Below are 16,913 nucleotides of genomic sequence, written 5' to 3' on the forward strand. Positions count from 1 at the left end.
CTTGGCGAGGGCAGGAGCAAGGTGGGAAAACGGTTGAACCCTGCCTGATCAATACGGATCCTGACGCGGCAACCGCTGGGACAACTCATCCAGCAGCTTTTGCTCACGCCGGTCTTCCAGCCGCCGCGCCTCATCCATGTAGCGCAACACCAGTTTGCGCAAGCCTTCGACTCGTGCAAACGCCTGCTGCCAGGATTCCCGCGCCTTGTTCAGGTTGTTTTGATGCCATACCAGGCTTTGTCGCTGCTGGTCGATGGCGGTCCCCAGTTGCGCAAGGAAGCCTTGATAACCCAGCAGCCATTGGCCCGACACGCCACTGCTGCCGCGCACGATCCATTGCTCTTGATAGTCGAGACGAAAGGCTTCGAGGTCGGCGAGTTTGCTTTCTGCCAGACGGACTTGCCCCTGGAAGTGCCCCAGACGCAGGACCGCGGTTTTCTCGGCCTTTTCGGCCATTTCGACCACGGGGGCCAGGCGCGAGGCTCGGCTCTGGGCCATGGCCGGTTAGCCGCCGGCCGCGGGAGCGAAAATCGTGCCGAGATAGGCTTCGCTTTCGCCCAGGCCGATGCTGTCGTTCAGACCCTGGCGCAGGTATTTCACCAGCTGCGGTTGCAGGGAGATCGCCAGGTCGGTTTCCCGATCACCACCCGCGACATAGGCGCCGACGCTGATCAAGTCGCGACTCTGCTGATACCGCGACCACAGTTGCTTGAAATACTGGGCGCGCATCATGTGTTCGGGCGTAACCACCGACGGCATGACCCGGCTGATGGACGCTTCGATATCGATGGCCGGGTAATGACCTTCCTCGGCCAGGCGCCGGGACAGAACGATGTGCCCGTCGAGCACGCCTCGTGCGGCGTCGGCAATCGGGTCCTGCTGGTCATCGCCTTCGGACAGTACGGTGTAGAACGCGGTGATCGAACCGCCGCCCTTCTCCGCGTTACCGGCCCGCTCCACCAGTTTCGGTAGTTTGGCGAACACCGAAGGCGGATAACCCTTGGTCGCCGGCGGCTCGCCGATGGCCAGGGCAATTTCCCGCTGGGCCTGGGCGAAACGGGTCAGGGAGTCCATGAGCAACAGGACGTTCTTGCCCTTGTCGCGGAAATACTCGGCGATTCGCGTGCAGTACATCGCAGCGCGCAGTCGCATCAGCGGCGCATCGTCCGCCGGGGACGCCACCACGACCGAACGCTTGAGCCCTTCTTCACCGAGGATGTGCTCGATGAACTCTTTAACTTCCCGACCCCGCTCACCGATCAGCCCGACGACGATGATGTCGGCCTCGGTGAAGCGGGTCATCATGCCCAGCAGGACACTCTTGCCCACGCCAGTACCGGCGAACAGGCCCAGACGCTGACCGCGACCGACCGTCAACAAACCGTTGATGCTGCGAATACCCACGTCCAGCGGCTCGCTGATCGGTTCGCGCTTGAGCGGGTTGATGGTCGGGCCGTCCATCGGCACCCAGTCTTCGGCCTTCATCCCGCCCTTGCCGTCCAGCGCGCGGCCGGCGCCATCAAGTACCCGCCCGAGCATGCTCATACCCATTGGCAGACGGCCGGTATCAGCCAGAGGAACCACACGGGCACCGGGAGCGATGCCGGCAACGCTGCCGACCGGCATCAGAAACACCTTGCTGCCGGAGAAGCCCATGACTTCAGCTTCGACCTGCACCGGGTGATAACTGTCGTCGTTGATGACCATGCAGCGGCTGCCCATGGCGGCGCGCAAGCCCTCGGCTTCGAGGGTCAGGCCGACCATGCGCAGCAAGCGGCCTTCAAGGATCGGCGCGCCTTCCAGCGCCGTGGCCTCGGCGTAGCTGCCGAGGCGCTTGGCGAAGCTGGTGCGATCAAGGCGCATCGGGAACGTCCGGTTCAGGTTCGACCGGCACGACCGCTGGCTTGTCGCTGATCGGCAGCTCCAGGCTCAGATCCGGTTCGGCCGGGTGCAAGGCCTGTTCGTGCAACTGATCGAAGAGCTTGTCCATGACCCGCGCAACGCGGGTTTCGACCGTGGCGTCGATACGGCTGTGTTCAGTCTCGACCCGGCAACCGCCGGGCAACAATGCCTCGTCCTCGACGATGCGCCAGGTTTCTTCATGGCGTTCGCGCAGGGCTTTGACCTGTTCGAAATCTTGCGGATTGATGTACAGCCGCACATTGCCCACGCCCAGCGGCAAGAGCTTGAGGGCTTCACGCATGACGTGTTCGATCTGCGTCGAGTCGATGGCGAGCTCGCGCTGAATCACCTGTTTGGTGATGTGCTGCACCAGGTCGACCAGGGACTTTTCGATCAAGGTGTCCTGCTCGGCGATCGGCTCGAACAAATGCCCCATCAGCTGCTCCAGAGCGCCAATCTTGGCGGCCAGGGCCAACTCGGCTTCCTGACGGACTTTGAGCGTGGTGCTGTGGAAGCCTTCTTTCTCGCCGGTTGCGAAGCCTTCGTTGTAGGCCTCCTGGCGAATGCTTTCGAGTTCTTCGAGGGTCAGTGGCTGGACTTCATCCAGTGGCACTTCTTCCATTTCCGGCGGCTCGGGCTCAGGTTCCGGCTCGGGTTCCGGCACGAACGGATCGAAACTGGGCAGCGACCAGAGGTCGAAACCACCGACGTCCTTGCCACGGATCAGGTCTGTGTTGGACTCATCATGTTTGGACGACATAGTGACCTTAGATCATCTCTTCGCCGCCCTTCCCGCCGAGAACGATTTCTCCGGCTTCGGCCATACGGCGGGCAATGGTGAGGATTTCTTTCTGCGCCGTTTCCACGTCGCTGACGCGCACCGGGCCTTTGGCCTCGAGGTCGTCGCGCAACAGTTCGGCCGCCCGTTTGGACATGTTCTTGAAGATCTTCTCTTTGACGCCTTCGTCCGAACCCTTGAGGGCCAGCACCAGCACGTCGGAAGACACTTCGCGCAGCAGCGCCTGAATACCGCGATCGTCGACATCGGACAGGTTGTTGAACACGAACATGAGGTCTTCGATCTGACCGGACAGGTCTTCGTCGACTTCACGGATCGAGTCCATCAGCTGACCTTCGATCGAGCTGTCGAGGAAGTTCATGATATCTGCCGCACGCTTGATGCCACCCAGGGTGGTGCGCGAGGCATTCGAGTTGCCGGAGAACTGCTTCTCGAGAATCTGGTTGAGTTCTTTCAGGGCCGCAGGCTGCACAGTGTTCAGCGAGGAAACCCGCAGAATGATGTCCAGACGCACCTTGTGATCGAAGTTGCCCAGCACTTCGCCGGCCTGGTCCGGATCGAGATACGCCACCACGATCGCCTGGATCTGCGGGTGCTCGTAACGGATCACGTCGGCGACGGCGCGCGGTTCCATCCACTTCAGGCTGTCGAGGCCACTGGTGTTGCCGCCCAGCAGGATCCGGTCGATCAGGCCGTTGGCCTTGTCTTCGCCCAGGGCCTGCGTGAGCATTTTGCGCACGTAGTCGTCAGAGCCGACGCCGAGGCTGGTCTGGTCGCCGACGATGTCGACGAACTCGCTCATCACCTGCTCGACCTGCTCGCGGTGCACGTTACCCATTTGGGCCATGGCCACACCCACACGCTGGACCTCTTTGGGCCCCATGTGGCGCAGCACTTGGGCAGCGTCGGTAGAACCCAGGGACAGCAGCAGAATCGCGGCTTTGTCGACCTTGGACAATTTGGCGGCAACGGCTCGGTTATCACTCATCTGCGTTAATCCACTCTTTCACGACCTGGGCCACGCGACCCGGATCTTCTGCCACCAGACTCTTGATTGCGTTCAGCTGTGCGTCATAGCCTTCGCTTGGGCTCGGCAACAGGATGCTGGTCGGGCCGCCGAGACTGACGCGGTCGTTGGCCAGTTCGCCGTCCAGGCCGCCCATGCCACCCAACTCGACGTCGCTGCCGATGCCTGCAAACTGCTTGTCTTTGCCGCCGCCGGTGATGTTGTTGAGCACCGGACGCAGCACACCGAACACCAGCACCAGGATGAACAAGACACCCAGCACTTGCTTGACGATGTCCCAGAACCAAGGCTGGGAGTAGAACGGAATTTCGGCAATCACTTCACCGCGCTCGGCGGAGAACGGCATGTTGATCACGCTGACGCTGTCGCCACGGCTGGCGTCGAAGCCTACGGCATCCTGTACCAGGCGAGTGAAGCGCGCCAATTCATCGGCGGTCCACGGCGCACGGGTGGTTTCACCGTTGGCCGCGTTGATCTTGACCTGGTCATCCACCACCACCGACACCGAGAGGCGATTCAAGCGGCCCTGCTGCTGTTTGGTGTGGCTGATGGAACGGTCGAGTTCGAAGTTCTTGGTGGACTGTTGACGCTTGTCCGCCGGGTACGGTGCAAGCATAGGCTGGCCGGTGGCCGGGTCCATGATTTGCTGACCGTTGGCATCCAGGAGTGGCTGGCCTGGCTGCACCATGCCGGCCGACGCGGTAGCGCCACCGGTGGTTTGCGGTGCGGAGGCAGGCGACGGCGGCTGGTTGCTCAGGGCACCCGGCACACCTTGCGGGCCATTGCTGGCGGTACGTTGTTCGTTGACCGACTGCTCGCTGCGCAACGCCGGTTGGTCCGGGTTGAATTGCTCGGAGGTCGACTCGACGGCACTGAAATCCACATCGGCCGAGACTTCGGCTTTATAGCGATCGTTGCCCAGCACCGGTTGCAGAATGTTGTGCACGCGCTGAGTCAGCATGCTTTCCATGCGACGGCTGTAATCGAATTGCTTGCCGGCCATGGTCAGTTCGGAGTTTTCCGCCTGATCCGACAGCAGGTTGCCCTTCTGGTCGACGACAGTGATCTGGGATTTGCTGAGTTCGGGAACGCTGGTGGCCACCAGGTTGATGATCGCCAGCACTTGGCCAGGCTCCAGCGAGCGACCGGAGTACAGCTCCACCAGAATCGAAGCGCTCGGCTTGCGCTCGTCGCGCACGAACACCGAACTTTTCGGAATCGCCAGGTGCACGCGGGCACCCTTGACGTTGTTCAGGCTGGAAATGGTGCGGGCCAGTTCGCCTTCGAGACCGCGACGATAACGGGTCGCTTCCATGAACTGGCTGGTGCCCAGGCCCTGGTCCTTGTCGAGAATTTCAAAACCGATGTTGCCATCGCTGGGAGTGACACCAGCGCCTGCGAGTTTGATTCGCGCACGGGACAGGTCATCGGCCTTGACCAGCAAGGCACCGGAGTTCGGTTCAACGGTATAGGGAATGTCGGCTGCGGCGAGGGTATCCATGACCTGTTTGGCGTCCATACCGGCAAGGCTGCCGTATAGAGGCCGGTAGTCCGGCTGCTGGGACCACAACACCACGGCAAAGCCAATCGCCACGCTCGCAGCCAGGCCGACCAACAGGCCTACCTGACGCAACATGGTCATCTCGGAGAGGTTTTCCAGGAAGGACAACCCGAACAGCGGCGGCTTGCCGTCTATTGGAGTGGCCTTGGCCGGAACATTATCGGCGACTGCTTCTGCCATGACTCAATTCGTCCTTAAACCGGCATCTGCATGATGTCTTGGTATGCCTGAACCAGCTTGTTGCGTACTTGGGTCAACGCTTGAAAAGACACGCTGGCCTTCTGCGAGGAAATCATCACGTCCGTCAGGTCGACGCCACTCTTGCCGATCTCGAAGGCACTGGCCAACTGACTGGACGCCTGCTGCGTCTCGTTCACTTTATTGACGGCCTGACCGAGCATGTCGGAAAAGCTGCTGCCACCCAGTTCAGGAACGGCGGCAGTCGATTTCGACGCAGACATGGCATCCATTTGCATGGAACGCATGTCCAGCATCAATCGATTGAATTCAATACCTTGGCTCATGGCTTCTCTCTTTGACGAGCTACGTCTTTGGCGACCCGCAATTTTTTGACACTCACTCGGCGGGTAGTGAGGTGTTAGCAACAAGGGTGCCAGCTCCATGGCCGCTTTAAACAAAAGCCGTCCCGGGCTTTTGCATTGCTAATGAATCAGGTGGCGAACAAATAAGCTTCCACGTCCATTCCGGCATCACGCATCTGCGCCAACTTGTAACGCAGGGTGCGCGGGCTGATGCCCAAACGCTCGGCGGCCTCTTTGCGACGACCGCGCTCGGAGCGCAAGGTGTCGATGATCATCTGGAACTCACGGCGACGCAGATCATCACCCAGCGCCCCGGCCGACTCGGATTCGACCTCCACGGTTCGCACGGACGTTGGCGCCAAGGCTGGCAACGGCGCACAGGCGACCGGCCCGGCCAGACAGAAATCCTCAGGCTGTATCAATCCGCCCTGTTGCAGGATCAGCGCCCGCTGAATCGCGTTATCCAGCTCACGCACATTACCCGGCCATGGGTAACCAATCAGGCACGCCTGAGCCTCGGGCGACAGCCTTGCCGCGGCATGCTTCATTTTATTGACGTACTTGGCCAGAAGACGTTCGGCCAATGGCAGGATGTCGGCGGTACGTTCGCGCAACGGACGCCAGGCCAGCGGAAACACCGACAGGCGATAGTAAAGGTCTTCACGAAAACGCCCCGCGGCCACTTCACCGGCCAGGTCACGGTTGGTGGTGGCGACCACTCGAATGTCCAGCGTGATCGGCTTGCGAGCGCCGACTCGCTCGACTTCGCGCTCCTGCAATACCCGCAGTAACTTGGCCTGAAGGCCCAAGGGCATTTCGGAGATTTCATCGAGCAGGATCGTGCCGCCATCAGCTTGCTCGAACTTGCCAGCCTGCGCTGCGATCGCGCCAGTGAACGAACCCTTTTCGTGACCGAACAAGGTGGCTTCGAGCATGTTGTCCGGGATCGCTGCACAGTTGATTGCAATGAACGGCTGACTGGCGCGGTGTGAGTGCTGATGGATGTAACGCGCCAGCACTTCCTTGCCGGTCCCGGACTCACCGGAGATCAACACCGTGGAATCACTGCGCGCCACCCGTGCGGCCAGTTCCAGCAATTGCGCACTGGCCGGCTCGAACGCTACAGGCCCCTCGCCCTCGGTCGCGCCGAGACTGCCCAGCGCATGACGCGCCACCAGATCGAGCAAGGCTTTGGGCTCGAATGGCTTGACCAGATAATCCGCTGCCCCCTGACGCATCGCATCGACCGCCCGTTCGACGGCACCGTGAGCGGTCATCAGCAACACCGGCAGTTGCGGCTGACGAGTGCGCAGCAATCCGAGCAGTTGATGGCCGTCCATGCCCGGCATGTTGACGTCACTCAGCACCAGGTTGAACGCCTCGGTACCGACCGCTGCCAGCGCTTCTTCCGCCGAACCGACGGCTTTGAAATCGTGCCCGGCGAGCAGCAGCGTATCCGCCAGTGCTTCGCGTAGCGCGCGGTCATCCTCGACCAGTAAAACCTTGATTGCCATGTCCTTCACTCCGCTCCCTGAGCGTGGGGCTTTTCACCGGAAAAAAGCGGCAGGATGACCTGCGCGCAAGTGCCGCGTCCCAGCCGCGAGCGCAGCTGCAATTCTCCCTGATGGGCACGTGCCACTGCCTTGACCACGGTCAGGCCAAGGCCGGTCCCGGTGGTTTTAGTGGTAAAAAACGGCTCGCCGAGTCGTGCCAGCACTTTCGTGTCGATGCCACTGCCGCTGTCACTGACAGATACACGCAAATTGTCGTCACGGGTATAGAGGTGGACCTTCAAGCGAACATCACCGGCACTGGCCTGGATGGCGTTCTCGATCAGATTCAGGATCGCCCCGACCAGCGTGTCACGATTGCACAGCAACTCGCCCAAATGACTGTCGCATTGCCAGCGAATCGGCAGGTCCTGCACATGGGTCAGCGCTGCCGCCTGCAGCGACTGCATCAGCACTTTGGGCGTGACGCGATCGGTCAGCGGCAACTCGCCGCGCGCAAACACCAGCATGTCGCGAACCTGATGCTCCAACTCATGCAGACGCTCTTTCAGGCGCCCGGCAAAACGCTGCTGGGTCTCGACCGGCAACGCTTGCTCAGTCAAATGACTGGCGTAGAGCAAGGCGGCGGACAAGGGAGTACGAATCTGATGAGCCAGCGAAGCGACCATTCGGCCGAGGGACGACAGACGTTCGTGGCGGGCCAGTTGATCTTGTAGATGACGGGTTTCAGTCAGGTCGTTGAGCAACACCAACTGACCGGGCTCGGCATCCAGCGAGCGAGTGGAGATCGACAAACGCCGACCATCCTTGAGCGAGATTTCGTGACCGTCGTCTTCACGGGGTGCAAAGCAGCGGGCAATGACATGACGCCACAGCTCGCCTTCGAGGGGCAGACCGAGCAGTTCGCAGGCAGCGGGGTTGGCTTCGCGCACGATGCCTTGGGCGTCGATGACGATGACGCCGCCGGGCAACAGATCGAGGAGGTTTTGCAGCCGGTTGGCCAGGCGTTCTTTTTCCGCCAGCTCCTGCATGCGCTGAGCGCTGACCACCGCCAGTTCACCCTTGAGCTCGGTGACCCGGGCTTCGAGCATGCTGTAGGAATCGGTCAATTGGCTCGACATCTGGTTGAACAGTGCAAACGCCTGCTCAAGGCCAAGCCGGCTCGCCTGCTCTACGGACGACGGTTGTCCCGAAGCGTCAGGGACAGGAGACATCTGGGCGGCTTGGGGCATCGTGCTCTCTCGCTTGGCTGACCGTCAGTTAAACGGAACGTTGCGAGGGATGTAGCAATACCCGTGCCTAAAAAAAACCGCCTACAAATGAAGGACTTGAAAAACAGGCGTCAATCATCTGCCTGTTCATCACCGTCACGACGGCTCATACCGTACTTGCGCATCTTTTCCACCAGTGTGGTGCGACGAATACGCAGCCGCTCTGCCGCGCGCGCCACGATGCCATTGGCATCATCCAGCGCCTGCTGAATCAGCCCTTGTTCCAGACCACCGAGGTAGTCCTTCAGGTCCAAGCCTTCCGGCGGCAGCATGGCGCCGGCAGAGAAGTCCGGAGTATGACCGTTGATGGCCACACGCTCTTCAAGATCGTTGCGAAAGCTGTCGACCAGTTGCTCGTCTTCGTCGTCGACGTAACGGAATTTCTTCGGCAGCTCGACCACGCCGATCACCCCATACGGATGCATGATCGCCATGCGTTCCACCAGGTTGGCGAGTTCGCGGACGTTGCCCGGCCAGCCGTGGCGGCACAGCGACATGATCGCCGCGGAATTGAAACGGATCGACCCACGCTTCTCGTGTTCCATGCGCGAGATCAACTCGTTCATCAGCAGCGGAATGTCTTCGACACGCTCGCGCAGCGGCGCCATCTCGATCGGGAATACGTTCAGGCGGTAGTACAAGTCTTCGCGGAAGGTACCGATCTCGATCATGCTTTCGAGATTCTTGTGGGTCGCCGCGATGATCCGCACATCGACGCTCTGGGTCTTGTTGCTGCCCACGCGCTCGAAGGTGCGCTCCTGCAATACGCGCAGCAACTTGACCTGCATCGGCAGCGGCATGTCGCCGATTTCATCGAGGAACAGCGTGCCGCCATTGGCCAGTTCGAAACGCCCGGCGCGGCTGGTGATTGCCCCGGTGAAGGCGCCCTTCTCGTGGCCAAACAGTTCGCTTTCCAACAACTCGGCCGGGATCGCCCCGCAGTTGACCGGTACGAACGGCGCGTCACGACGCTTGGAGTGATAGTGCAGGTTGCGCGCGACCACTTCCTTGCCGGTCCCGGACTCACCGAGGATCAGCACACTGGCGTCGGTGTCGGCGACTTGCTGCATCATCTGACGGACGTGTTGAATCGCCCGGCTGGTGCCGACAAGACTGCGGAAAAGATTGGGTTCGCGATGACGGCCGCGCTCGCGGGCCTGGTCGTACATCTCGCGATAGACCTGGGCACGGTGCAGGGAGTCGAGCAGTTTGCTGTAGCTGGGTGGCATCTCGAGGGTCGAAAGCACTCGGCGACGCTGGTCTTCTGGCAAGTCAAGGGAAGAATTATCGCCCATTAACAAAACCGGAAGGAACTCATCCCAGGTTGAGAGTGTCTTTAACAAGCCCACAAGTGCACCAGGAGCATTAACCGTCCCGATCAGGACACAGATTACTTCACGACTTGATGACAATGAGCCGACAGCCTGCTGCCAGTCATGGCTACCGCAGGGTAAATTTTCTTCGCCAAGAAAATTTAAAATCACCGCCAGGTCGCGGCGACGGACGCTATCGTCATCAATCAGCAGAATTTTGGTTTCACGCCACATGCAATAGCAACTTCCCTAGTCAACTCAATGCCCAAATGCTGGGGCAAGCTAGACGCTTTCAGACACGTTATGCCTGTAGACGCCTGAAATCTGGAATCAGCCACTAGTTAAGTCAAAAAACCGTGCACAGTCAAATTTATGGCGCACTATGTTTGGATTAACCGGGGATTAATTAACCGAACAGATGGTAAACCTTTGCCGCGCTCTGTGCTTGGTGGATCTGCGACATCTCATCAACTATCGCTTGCCGCTCTCCTGTCGCCGCCTCAAGAAGCTGTTTGTACACCCCCAGCAACTCCTCAAGATTATCGCGCAACGCGGCCTCGTCCACCGAAGCTTCACTCAAGACGTCTTCCATGCAGGAACGGCAAGCCAGGTCCAATTCACCAATGGCTTCCCAGTTACGCTCGGCCAAAGCACCGACCAGGCCTTCACGGGTTTGTTCGATTCGCTGCAATACAAGACTCATGGTGATCTCCTTAAAACTGCGGACCCGGCACGGCGATAGCATCCCACCCGTCTTTGACAGTGCGAAGCAAATCAGCGACTTCGTCGAGAATCTTTGGATCTGTCTTGATGTTGGCTTCGGCCAGACGCTTCATCATGTAGGTGTAGAGGTTATCCAGCTCACCCACCGATTCAGCCTGGTTTTCCAGATCCAGACCTTCACGCAAACCGCCGACGATGCCGATGGCCTTACCAATCAGAACGCCCTTGTTCGGGATGTCCTTACGCTCCATCGCGCCTTTGGCCTGCGCAATACGATCCAGCCCACCTTCCATAAGCATCTGTACCAGACGATGAGGACTGGCCTCGGAAGTCTGCGCCTGAGCGCCAATCTTCTGGTATTGGCGAAGGGCTAACATTGGATTCATGTTGTACCTCATCAAAAAATCTGTGGTTCGTATAACCAGTGTATCGACGACGCGTCAAAAAACTTTAGTCGCAAAACACAAAAGCCCGGAGCGTTTAACAACGCTGCCGGGCTTTTGGCGCGACTAGACTATCAGCTGTTCTTCTGCTGCGCGGTCATTGCTTCGAACATCGAAGTGATGTTGCTGGCGGTGGCTTTCAGCTTGCCGACGAGGGTATCCATATCGTTGTATTTTTTGGTCAGTACGGCGGTCAGGGTCTCGATACGACGATCCAGAGCAGCCTGGTCGTTGGTCAGCTTGGTCTTGGTCTTGTTCAGACTGGTTGTACGCTGATCCAGAATACCGCCGGTATCTGCAAAAGGCGCAATAGCCTTATTCATGCGCTCCAGCAGACCGTTGTCACCCGTGAATAACTCCTGGACTTCACCGCCCAGTTTTTTGTCATTCATCGCAGCAGTGAACTTGGTGCTGTCAAAATCGAGCGCACCGGTCTTCTGATTGGTGGTAATGCCCAACTGCGCCAGCACCGTGAGCTTGTCTCCCGAGCCGGTTTCAGACAACGGACCACGAATCGCCGACAGGATCGAACGCGGCAGCGCATCACCGGTCAATGCTGCCGGAACGGTCGGCTTACCATCATCATCGAGCGAAGGCTTGGTCAATGCAGTGACGCTGTTGGCGATAGCGTTGTAGGCATCGACGAACTTTTGGATCGACGCCTTCAGGCCATCGGTGTTCGCCGCCACGGTAACAGTCGAGGTCCCTACAGCAATCAGGTTGAACGTCAGGCCGGAAACGGCTTTGTCGACCGCGTTGGTCTTGCTGGTCAATGCCATGCCGTCGACGGTGAACTTGGCATCAAGTGCCACTGCACCGATCGCGCCAGCTGACGTGGCGGTCATTGGAGAGCCGGTGGTGCCGACGACGTTAGTTCCATCGATTTCAAGCCCGGCAATACCACTGACGGAAATATCAGAGCCCGCGCCCGTGTTGCTGGAGCCCAGCACGAGGCGCGAACCAAAGGAGTCGGTGACAATGTTGGCACTGACACCGGCAGCCTTGAGCGAGCTGTCGGCGTTGATCGAGTCGCGAACCGATTGCAATGTCGCCCCGGCGGCCACATTGACGTTGAAGTTCTTGCCACTCTGGCTGATGGTGAGCGTGCCCGTGGGGATAGCGCTGCTCGTACCACCGGCAAACGCAGCACTGGCCACTTTGGACGACGTGGCCAGATTGCCGACGTTGATGACATAGTTGCCGCCCACGGCCGAGTTACTGGCGGTGGCCGTGACAAATTTCACATCAGAGGAAGTCGCAGCAAACCCGGGAAACTGCGGGTTGGTTTTACTGCCCAAATCAGTCATGGATTTGGTAAACGCAGCCATCAAGGACTTCAAGGTCCCGATACCGGAGATGCTTGCGGTGTTGGTTGCAGTCCCACGGTCAATCTGACCTTGCTTGGCCGCTTTATCAGCGTTCACCAAGGCTTTGACGATAGCACCGGTATCAAGGCCGGAGCCTAAACCCGTGCCCGGTAGAATTGGACTTGCCATGTGAAACTCCCTTCAGTGTGTCGCCGGCCTTTTGACCACTACAACGCCCAAAAGAACATAGCAACAAAATTCATGCCAGCTGTCAGGCTTTTGCGCTGAACAACAGGCTGCTTGCATCATTCAAGCTATTGGCCAGTTTAAGGACTTCTTCGTTGGGGATCTGGCGGATCACCTCACCGGAGTCACTGGCGATCACTTTTACCACAACTTTGCCTGAAGGCTCGTCAATCGAGAACTCCAGGTTACGCTTGACCGACTGAACAAACTTTTCAATTTCCTGAACGGCCATCTTCAGTTGTTCCTGCTCGGTTTGGCTGCCTTTACTTTCTTCCTTGACGGCAACCACTGGCGCAGTTTCCGCTAGAGGCTTGTGCGCCGGCTTATCGGCAACAGTCTTTGTCGCCTGCTGGTGCGCAGGATAAGACAAGTTCAGCTTCACGCTCATATCCATGTCCATCACCTCTTAAACCAAAAAAGCGAGAGAGCGCGACGTGCGCACTCCCCCGCCAAAACAAACCCAGCTATTACTGAAGCAATTTCAGTACAGCGGATGGCAGTTGGTTGGCCTGAGCCAGAACTGCGGTGGAAGCTTGTTGCAGAGTTTGCTGCTTGGTCAGCTGCGCGGTTTCCGAAGCGAAGTCGGTATCTTGTACGCGACCCAGTGCAGCACTGGCGTTTTCGTTGATGTTCTGCAGGTTGGAGATGGTGCTGGTCAGACGGTTCTGGGCAGCACCGAGGTCCGCACGGCTGGTGTTGATGGTTTTCAGGGCTGCGTCGATTGCGACGATTGCAGCAGCGGTGCTGGCTTCTGCAGTGGCGCTGTCGTTACCGGTGATGGCGACGGCAGCAGAGTCAACGCTCAGGGTGGCAGCATCGAAGCCGCTGGCCAGAGTGATGGTGATCTGGTTGGTGGCGCCGGTGTTGGAACCGACCTGGAAGGTCATGGTGCCAGCAGTGCCGTCGATCAGGTTCTTGCCGTTCAGGTTGGTCGACTTGGCAATACGGGTCAGTTCGTCCGACATGGTTGCGAACTCTTTGTTCAGAGCAGCGCGGTCGTCGGTGCCGTTGGAGTCGTTTCGCGATTGAACAGCCAGTTCACGCATACGCTGCAGAATGTTGGTCGATTCTTGCATCGCGCCTTCAGCAGTCTGAGCGATCGAGATACCGTCGTTGGCGTTTTTGATCGCCATGGTCTGACCACGGATCTGCGAAGTCATACGGGTAGCGATTTGCAGACCGGCGGCGTCGTCTTTGGCGCTGTTGATTTTCAGGCCGGAAGACAGGCGAGTCATCGAAGTAGACAGAGCATCGGAAGCCTTGTTCAGGTTTTTCTGAACGTTCAACGATGTGACGTTAGTGTTTACTGTTAAAGCCATGACGAATTCCTCGTTGGTTGGGTACTGCGGCTTCCGGCCCTGGCAACCGCCGGGTATGGCCTAGAGAACCTTCGTAATAGTTATCGTCGGGATTGCAACTTGCTTTAGGGGATTTTCAAAAATATTTGCCATCACGTTGCCACCCCCCGTAAACAAAGGACTTGGCCGCGATCAAGCAGCGAAAAAATGACGCCAGGGAAATGCCGATGACAAGTTGGCGAGGACTCGCCGGCACCGGCGGAAGCGAAATTGCTTAAATGGACAGACTGTCAGTCAACAACTGGACCAGTTCGTATTCCAGATAGTCCGCCAGGGCAAGCCAGTTCAGAGACTCCTGACACTCGAGCATCGGCCCCAGCAAACGCACCCACTGCTGCTGAGCAGCCGGCAACGCCAGATCGAAGGACGGCTGCAGCGCACCGATCAGTTCGATCATCGCCAGCCCGGCCTCCACATCACGCCCCAGGCGGAACAATGCCGCACAGTGCTGCGCGTCGATCACAAAGGACTCAAGCGCACTCATAACGCCAACTCCGGGTGAAAAGCGGTACCGGCGATCATCGCCCCTGCCCGACTGCTGTTATAGAAACGCACCTGTGGATGACCGGCGATAAAACGCTCCAGCTCACACAGATAACTGCGGAAGTTGAGCTGCGTCTTGATCCGCTGGCCATGCCCGTCGAGCACCCAGTGTTTGGCCGCTCCCAATTGCGGGCCGAGGTCGCCATCGTTCCAGCCGGCATGGGTCTTGTCGCCGGGGAAGGCGAAGTCGGCGCCGAACAGGGTGACCTGCACTGCGCCCATTTTCACCGCGAGGTCCACCGCTGGATGAATCACGCTCCCCCCCCCATACAGCTCACCCTTGGGCCATTGCTGACGCAACTGTTGATAGATCGGGCTGGCGGAGTAACCGGTATAACGCGGCCCCTGCCAGGCACTCAATACCAGAGGATCGACCATCGGCATGTACACCAGCGTAATCGCGGATGTGCCTTCAGGCGGCAGATGCCGGGTCGAAATACGCTGGTCGATGCTGACCACCACATCGGGGCGAATGCCATGATTGAGTAGCGGCCGATAAGCCGTATCGACACAAATGAACAACGGTCGCACCGCTTGCTCGCGAATCGCCCGCAAGCGATCGAAGTGCAGCTCAAGACTCGGGCCCGTGGCAATGACGAACACTTCCTGCCCGGCACAGGAACCGAACAACTCAGCCACATCGCCATCGGCCTGCACCAGCGCCAGACTCGCCTGCAAGCGCTCGACAATGCTTGGAGCCTGAGCGGAGAACTCTCGATTATTAAACGTCAGGTGGGTTTCACTGATCAGGCGATCGCGGATCTTGGCATTGAAGTCATCGGCCAGCACCAACTCGGACGGCAAGGCGAAAAACGGTAGTTGGATTTCCGCCAGATCGCCGGCGTACATCAGCTGGACCCGCGGATCGCCGAGCCACTGCTGCTGATCCAGCAGTTGCAGCACCAGCGCAAACACCGCTCCGTTGAGGATGTGCACATACAAGCGTTCAAGCCCGGCGCGCGTCAGCAGCTCCACTTGCAGATCGCCAAGCCCGGTGCCGTAGACATGCACCACCGGACTGTCGGCTGGCAGGCTGTCGGCCTGAAGCCTGGCCTCACGGACGCGGTCATGGCGGCTGGTCAGTTGAATGCCATCGATGCTCAGCGTCGAGCCCATGCCTTCCACCAGCTCAGCCTGCAACAAGCGTGTGTTCTCAACCAGCAAGCGCGCAGACAGCATCGGCCAGCGTCGCTGTATGACGTCGACGTTGCGTTCAAAGAACTCGCTCATGGAGCCTCGCTTTTCATTCGGGCAAAAAAATAGCGCTCAAGATTACACCTTGAACGCTTTTTTTGTGCCTGGCTTTTAGTGGTTCAAGGACGATAGATGATCGCCGAACCCCACGACAGACCAACGCCAAAACCGCTCAACGCGACACGCTTCCAGGCGGAGTCCATGACATGTTTTTCCAACAGCAACGGAATGCTTGAAGACACCGTGTTGCCGGTCTCGACCATGTCCTTGATGAACTTCTCGGGTTCACCTTCAAAGCGTCGTGCCACCGCGTCGACAATCGCAGCACTGCCCTGGTGAATGCAGAAAGCATCGATATCGTCGGCCGTCAGGCCTGAGTCGCCCAGCAGCTCATGCAAATGCGCCGGGACTTTGAGCAACGCGAAGTTGAACACCTGACGGCCGTTCATGTAGAACACGCCATCGGTGACCTTCAGGTGCGGTGCGCCGGAACCGTCAGTGCCGAACTTGGCCTTGCCCAACTGCCATGGCGCGTCTTCGCCCATCCAGGTGGCGGTAGCCGCATCACCGAAGAGCATGGTGGTGTTGCGGTCTTCCGGATCGACGATTTTCGAGTACGGATCGGCAGTCACCAACAGGCCATTCTTGAGGCCGGCGGCTTCCATGAACCCCTTGATCGCATAGATGCCGTAGACATAGCCGGAGCAGCCCAGGGAAATATCAAACGCGGCGACCGTGGTCGGCAGTCCGAGTTTGTCCTGAACGATGGCCGCCGTGTGCGGCAGGCCTTCTTCGTCGCCGTTCTGAGTGACGACGATCAGCACGTCGATGGATTCACGGTTCAAATCGGGATTGTTGGCGAACAGCGCATTGACTGCTTCGACACACAGGTCCGAAGTTTCCTGCCCGGCGTCTTTGCGCGGCAGGAAGGCCGAACCGATTTTGCCCAGGATGAATTCTTCATCCTTTTCGAACTTTGCACCTTGTGCGTAATTGTCCACGCCGGCTACAGGAACGTAGCTCGCAATGCTCTTTATGCCAATCATTACGGCTTCCCAATAATAAACAGCCCAATACCACCGCTCGCAAGGAATCGAGGGGCGCCGACAAACAGAGAAAAATGTCGCCCCGAGGGAGCGACAGACGGGAAGAATAAAAGGCTATCACTGGGTC

General features: G+C 58.9%; 17 protein-coding genes. All 17 read right to left on the reverse strand.

Annotated features, from left to right (window positions below):
- Positions 1-48: 48 nt before the first annotated feature.
- A complete protein-coding gene (gene fliJ / locus EAH74_RS25550) occupies positions 49-498 on the reverse strand; it encodes a flagellar export protein FliJ (protein ID WP_033055981.1) in 450 nt (149 codons plus the stop codon).
- Between the two features lie 6 nt (positions 499-504).
- Positions 505-1,863, reverse strand: a complete 1,359-nt coding sequence (fliI, locus tag EAH74_RS25555; RefSeq protein WP_140681978.1) for a flagellar protein export ATPase FliI — start codon at positions 1,861-1,863, stop codon at positions 505-507.
- Positions 1,853-2,662 (reverse strand): flagellar assembly protein FliH, encoded by an 810-nt coding sequence (fliH, locus tag EAH74_RS25560; RefSeq protein WP_140681980.1) that lies wholly within the window; start codon positions 2,660-2,662, stop codon positions 1,853-1,855. The genes fliI and fliH overlap by 11 nt, the downstream gene beginning before the upstream one ends.
- Before the next feature lie 7 nt (positions 2,663-2,669).
- Entirely contained in the window at positions 2,670-3,689 is a 1,020-nt protein-coding gene (fliG, locus tag EAH74_RS25565) for a flagellar motor switch protein FliG (RefSeq protein WP_007948903.1), read from the reverse strand.
- The gene (fliF, locus tag EAH74_RS25570) at positions 3,682-5,469 is read right to left on the reverse strand and encodes a flagellar basal-body MS-ring/collar protein FliF (RefSeq protein WP_140681982.1); all 1,788 of its coding nucleotides are present in this window, start codon (positions 5,467-5,469) and stop codon (positions 3,682-3,684) included. Before fliF ends, fliG begins: the two co-directional genes overlap by 8 nt.
- Positions 5,470-5,483: 14 nt before the next feature.
- Positions 5,484-5,813 carry a flagellar hook-basal body complex protein FliE gene (fliE, locus tag EAH74_RS25575; protein ID WP_140681984.1) on the reverse strand — a complete coding sequence of 110 codons (330 nt, stop codon included), beginning with the start codon at positions 5,811-5,813 and terminating at the stop codon, positions 5,484-5,486.
- Between the two features lie 146 nt (positions 5,814-5,959).
- Positions 5,960-7,345, reverse strand: coding sequence for a sigma-54-dependent response regulator transcription factor FleR (gene fleR / locus EAH74_RS25580; protein ID WP_140681986.1), 1,386 nt, complete (start codon positions 7,343-7,345; stop codon positions 5,960-5,962).
- 5 nt (positions 7,346-7,350) lie between these two features.
- Entirely contained in the window at positions 7,351-8,556 is a 1,206-nt protein-coding gene (locus EAH74_RS25585) for a sensor histidine kinase (RefSeq protein ID WP_170206633.1), read from the reverse strand.
- Positions 8,557-8,684: 128 nt separating this feature from the next.
- Positions 8,685-10,160: a sigma-54 dependent transcriptional regulator gene (locus EAH74_RS25590; protein ID WP_140681990.1), complete on the reverse strand. Its 1,476-nt coding sequence runs from the start codon at positions 10,158-10,160 to the stop codon at positions 8,685-8,687.
- A gap of 172 nt (positions 10,161-10,332) precedes the next feature.
- Positions 10,333-10,629: a hypothetical protein gene (locus EAH74_RS25595; protein WP_008151048.1), complete on the reverse strand. Its 297-nt coding sequence runs from the start codon at positions 10,627-10,629 to the stop codon at positions 10,333-10,335.
- 10 nt (positions 10,630-10,639) lie between these two features.
- Positions 10,640-11,035 carry a flagellar export chaperone FliS gene (gene fliS, locus EAH74_RS25600; RefSeq protein ID WP_140681992.1) on the reverse strand — a complete coding sequence of 132 codons (396 nt, stop codon included), beginning with the start codon at positions 11,033-11,035 and terminating at the stop codon, positions 10,640-10,642.
- 131 nt (positions 11,036-11,166) lie between these two features.
- Positions 11,167-12,588 carry a flagellar filament capping protein FliD gene (gene fliD / locus EAH74_RS25605; RefSeq protein ID WP_140681994.1) on the reverse strand — a complete coding sequence of 474 codons (1,422 nt, stop codon included), beginning with the start codon at positions 12,586-12,588 and terminating at the stop codon, positions 11,167-11,169.
- 82 nt (positions 12,589-12,670) lie between these two features.
- A complete protein-coding gene (locus EAH74_RS25610) occupies positions 12,671-13,039 on the reverse strand; it encodes a flagellar protein FlaG (RefSeq protein WP_140681996.1) in 369 nt (122 codons plus the stop codon).
- Between the two features lie 73 nt (positions 13,040-13,112).
- A complete protein-coding gene (locus EAH74_RS25615; protein ID WP_123364540.1) occupies positions 13,113-13,964 on the reverse strand; it encodes a flagellin domain-containing protein in 852 nt (283 codons plus the stop codon).
- Between the two features lie 253 nt (positions 13,965-14,217).
- Positions 14,218-14,487 (reverse strand): hypothetical protein, encoded by a 270-nt coding sequence (locus EAH74_RS25620; protein WP_123364539.1) that lies wholly within the window; start codon positions 14,485-14,487, stop codon positions 14,218-14,220.
- On the reverse strand, positions 14,484-15,776 hold the full coding sequence (locus tag EAH74_RS25625) for a motility associated factor glycosyltransferase family protein (RefSeq protein WP_140681998.1): 1,293 nt from the start codon (positions 15,774-15,776) through the stop codon (positions 14,484-14,486). The genes EAH74_RS25620 and EAH74_RS25625 overlap by 4 nt, the downstream gene beginning before the upstream one ends.
- An 83-nt stretch (positions 15,777-15,859) precedes the next feature.
- Positions 15,860-16,786 (reverse strand): ketoacyl-ACP synthase III, encoded by a 927-nt coding sequence (locus EAH74_RS25630; RefSeq protein WP_140682000.1) that lies wholly within the window; start codon positions 16,784-16,786, stop codon positions 15,860-15,862.
- Between the last annotated feature and the right edge of the window lie 127 nt (positions 16,787-16,913).

Source organism: Pseudomonas mandelii (assembly GCF_006438925.1).
Taxonomy (GTDB): Bacteria; Pseudomonadota; Gammaproteobacteria; order Pseudomonadales; family Pseudomonadaceae; genus Aquipseudomonas; species Aquipseudomonas mandelii_C.